This window comes from Mesorhizobium sp. M1A.F.Ca.IN.020.03.2.1, assembly GCF_004023205.1.
In the GTDB taxonomy this organism is placed as follows: domain Bacteria; phylum Pseudomonadota; class Alphaproteobacteria; order Rhizobiales; family Rhizobiaceae; genus Mesorhizobium.
This window is the reverse complement of the sequence record NZ_RZSV01000339.1, coordinates 1-4,382: the sequence shown is the minus strand read 5'-3', so window position 1 is coordinate 4,382 and position 4,382 is coordinate 1. Positions and strand designations below refer to the sequence as shown.

Annotated in this window: 2 protein-coding genes; one reads left to right on the top strand and one right to left on the bottom strand. The window is 64.9% G+C overall.

What is annotated here, in order from left to right; all coding sequences use genetic code 11:
• The coding region (locus tag EOA79_RS30040) for a [protein-PII] uridylyltransferase (RefSeq protein WP_128293564.1) at positions 1–2,084 on the bottom strand (2,084 nt) is incomplete at its 3' end.
• A 194-nt stretch (positions 2,085–2,278) separates the two neighbouring features.
• On the opposite strand from EOA79_RS30040, the gene EOA79_RS30035 reads away from it, so the two are divergent.
• A partial coding sequence (locus EOA79_RS30035) for a heavy metal translocating P-type ATPase (RefSeq protein WP_128293562.1) occupies positions 2,279–4,382 on the top strand: 2,104 nt, incomplete at its 3' end.

Below are 4,382 nucleotides of genomic sequence, written 5' to 3'. Positions count from 1 at the left end.
TCGTAGTGCTGGGCGACATAGCGCTTGCGCTCCTTCGCCGGCCATGCGGAAAGCGCCTCGGCGAGCCGCTCGCGCGCGGCGGAGGTGCGCTCGGCGCGCGACACTTCGGAGAAGCCCCCGGTCAAGAGCAGCTCGGTCTCGAAATAGAGCGTGCGCAGCAATTGTCCCTTCCAGCCGTTCCACACGCCGGGTCCGACGCCCCGAATGTCGCAGACGGTCAGGATCAGAAGCAGCTTCAGCCGCTCCACCGATTGCACGATCGAGGCAAAATCCTCGATCGTCTTGCGGTCGTTGAGGTCGCGCGTCTGCGCCGTCATCGACATCACGAGATGGTTTTCGACCAGCCAGGCGACGGTCTCGGTGTCGGCGGCCGACAGCCCCATATGCGGACAGATGCGCCGCGCGATCCTGGCGCCGGCCTCCGAATGGTCCTCCGGCCGGCCCTTGGCGATGTCGTGCAGGAGCACCGCGACATAGAGCGCCTCGCGGCTCTTCTTCAGCCCCGGCATCAGCGAGTGCGACAGCGGATGCACCTTGGCGCCGTCGCCGCGCTCGATCTCGGCCAGCACGCCAATGCAGCGGATGAGATGCTCGTCCACCGTATAATGGTGGTACATCGAGAACTGCATCATGGCGACGATCTTGCCGAAGTCGGGGATCAGCTTGCCGAGCAGCCCCGCCTCGTTCATGCGCCTGAGGTTGAGCTCGGCATTGCGGTCCGAGGTCAGGATATCGAGGAACAACCGGTTGGCCTCCTCGTCGCGCCTGAGCGACTTGTTGGCCAGGCCGAGCGACCGGGTAAGCAGCTTCAGCGCGTCGGGATGGAACTCCAGCCCGTGCTTGTCGGCGAACCAGAACAGCCGGAGCAGGTTGACCGGATCGCGTTCGAACACGCTGTCGTCGGCAATGTTGATGCGGTGGTTGTCGACAATGAAGTCGGACGTGCCGGCAAGCTTGCGCTTGCGCCGCGAGAAGGTGAGAAAGATGCGGTTGAAGCCGGGCACATGCTTGGCCTGCTCTTCCTCGAGCGCGGCGCAGAAGATGCGAGTGAGATCCCCAACATCCTTGGCGACCAGGAAGTAGTGCTTCATGAAGCGCTCGACCGCCGACAGCCCGGGATGGGTGGTGTAGCCCAGCCGCTCGGCGATCTCGCGCTGGATGTCGAAATGCAGCCGCTCTTCCGCCTTGCCGGTGAGGAAATGCATGTGGCAGCGCACCGCCCATAGGAAGTCCTCGGCCTTCTGGAACTCGCGATACTCGGCTTCGGTGAAGACGCCTTTCTCGACCAGTTCCTGGCCGGTACGCACGCGGTAGAAGTATTTGCCGATCCAGAACAGCGTCTGCAGATCGCGCAAGCCGCCCTTGCCGTCCTTGACATTGGGCTCGACGAGATAGCGGCTCTCGCCCGCCTTGGCGTGGCGCTCGTCGCGTTCGGCGAGCTTGGCCTGCACATATTCGGGTCCGGTGGTGCGCACCACTTCGTGGTCGAAGCGGGTGAGCAGTTCGTCATAGAGCTTGCGTTCGCCCCACAGGAAGCGCGCTTCCAGGATCGAGGTGCGGATAGTGATGTCGGTGCGCGAGAGCCTCAGACACTCTTCGATGTTGCGGGTGGCGTGGCCGACCTTCAGCCCCATGTCCCACAGCATGTAGAGCATGTATTCGACGATCTGCTCGCCCCACGGCGTCTGCTTGTAAGGGAGCAGGAACAACAGGTCGATGTCGGAGCCCGGCGCCAGCGTGCCGCGGCCGTAGCCGCCGACCGCGACGACCGCCATGCGCTCGGCGGCGGAGCGGTTCTTGACCTGGTAGACGTGGGTGGCCGCGAAATCGTAAAGCGCCCGGATCAGCTCGTCCATCAGATGCGACAGCCGCTCGGCGCAGGCATGGCCGCCGCCATCCTGCTTCAGCATCGCCTCGGCGATCGTTCGCCCTTCCGCGAGCTTGCCCTTGAGCAGTTGGAGAACGGCTGTGCGGGCAGCCTTGCCGGAGCCGTCGCCTGCGCTCGGCGCCGTCAGCGCCGTCATGTCGCGGCGCAAAGCGTCGCCATCGATGATTTCGTCGAGTTTGAGGGAGATCTTGGCCATTCGGCGGCGTCTATAGCGCGTTTTCTTCGCGCTGTGTATGGGGCGTGCGACAGGCCGAATTCCATCACGCGGAAGGTGCGTTCGACACTCAGCCGATCAACTTTCTAGACTAAAAAATCGAAACTGACCCTTGACCTTCCAGTTACTGGAAGGACTACCTCCGCCTCAATCCGAGAGTTCCGAGGCATTTGCTGATGACCCATTCCGACCATAACCATCATCATGCGCACGGCGCATCCTGCTGTTCGGGGAAGAATGCTCGGCCTGCGACCGAAGCGGTGATTCGCGACCCCGTCTGCGGCATGGCGGTCGATCCGGCGGCCGGCAAGCCGGCGGCCGAGCATGGCGGCATGACCTTTCATTTCTGCAGCGAGCGCTGCCGCACGAAGTTCCAGGCCGAGCCGGACAAATATCTGACGGCCACCGATCCCGTCTGCGGCATGAATGTCGACCGCGCGAGCGCCAGGCATTTTGTCCGACACGAGGGGCAGGGTTTCTATTTCTGTTCGGCCGGATGCAAGGACGAGTTCGAAGCCGAGCCGGCAAAGTACCTTGCCGGCCGGCCTGCGCCGCAGCCGATGCCTAAGGGCACGCAATACACCTGTCCGATGCATCCCGAGATCATCCGCGACAGGCCCGGCTCCTGCCCGATCTGCGGCATGGCGCTGGAGCCGATGGGCGTGCCCTCCGGCGACGAAGGCCCGAATCCGGAGCTTGTCGATTTCACCCGCCGCTTCCGGGTCAGCGCCGTGCTTTCGCTGCCGCTTCTGATCATCGCAATGGCGCCGATGCTGGGCGTCAGCTTCGAAAGTTTCGTCGACGGCCGCACGAAGACATGGGCAGAGCTGGCGCTGGCGAGTCCGGTGGTGCTGTGGGCGGCGTTTCCGTTCTTCCATCGTGGCTGGGAATCGCTGCTCAACCGCAGTCTCAATATGTGGACGCTGATTTCGCTCGGCGTCGGCGCTGCCTATCTCTTCAGCCTTGTCGCGACGCTGTTCCCGGATGTCTTCCCGCACCAGTTTCGCGGCCATGATGGCAGCGTGCCGGTTTATTTCGAGGCGGCCGCGGTCATCGTCTCGCTGGTGTTCCTCGGCCAGGTGCTGGAACTACGCGCCCGCGAGCGCACGGGCTCGGCCATTCGCGCCTTGCTCGACCTTGCCCCAGAGACGGCGCGCCTGATCGGCGCCGACGGGTCCGAGAAGGACGTGCCGCTCGACAGCGTCAAGACCGGGGACAGGCTCCGTATCCGTCCCGGTGATGCCGTGCCGGTCGACGGCATTGTGCTCGAGGGGCGCTCGGCCATCGAGGAATCGATGATCACTGGCGAGCCGCTGCCGATCGAGAAGTCGGAGGGCGATTCGCTCACCGGCGGCACGCTCAACAAGAACGGCTCCCTCATCATGCGTGCCGAAAAGGTCGGCGCCGAGACCACGCTTTCGCGCATCGTCGAAATGGTCGCCAAGGCGCAGCGCTCGCGCGCGCCGATCCAGGGGCTGGCAGATCGAGTTTCCTTTTACTTCGTGCCGGCTGTCGTGCTGGTGGCGATCATCGCCTTCATTGTATGGTCGCTCTTCGGCCCCGAGCCCAGCCTGGCCTTCGCCATCGTGTCGGCGGTGTCGGTGCTGATCATCGCCTGCCCCTGCGCGCTCGGCTTGGCCACGCCGATGTCGATCATGACCGCGACCGGCCGCGGCGCGCATGCCGGCGTGCTGATCAAGGAAGCGGCGGCGTTGGAGCGCTTCGCCTCCGTCGACACACTGATCGTCGACAAGACCGGCACCTTGACCGAGGGCCGGCCGCGGCTGACCGATGTCGTCGCCGCCGAAGGCATTGCGGAGAATGAATTGCTGGCGCTCGCCGCGACGCTCGAAAAGGGCTCGGAACACCCGCTCGCCGAGGCGATCGTCGAGGGTGCCGCCGAACGCGGCGCCAAGCTTGCAGGTGCCGAGAACTTCGAGGCGATAACCGGCAAGGGCGTTGCCGGCACCGTGTCCGGCAGGAAGGTTGCGCTCGGCAATGCGGCGATGATGGCCGACCTCGGCGTCGACACCGCGCCCGTTTCCGCCAGCGCGGAAGCGCTGCAGGCCGAAGGCAAGACGGCGATGTTCGTTGCCGTCGGCGGCAAGCTTGCCGGCCTGGTTGCCGTCGCCGATCCGGTCAAGGCAACCACGGCCGAGGCGATCAAGGCGCTGCACGACAAGGGCTTGAGGATCATCATGGCGACCGGCGACAACGAGCGCACGGCAAAAGCGATCGCCGGCAGGCTCGGCATCGACGAGGTCCGCGCCGGGCTGCTGC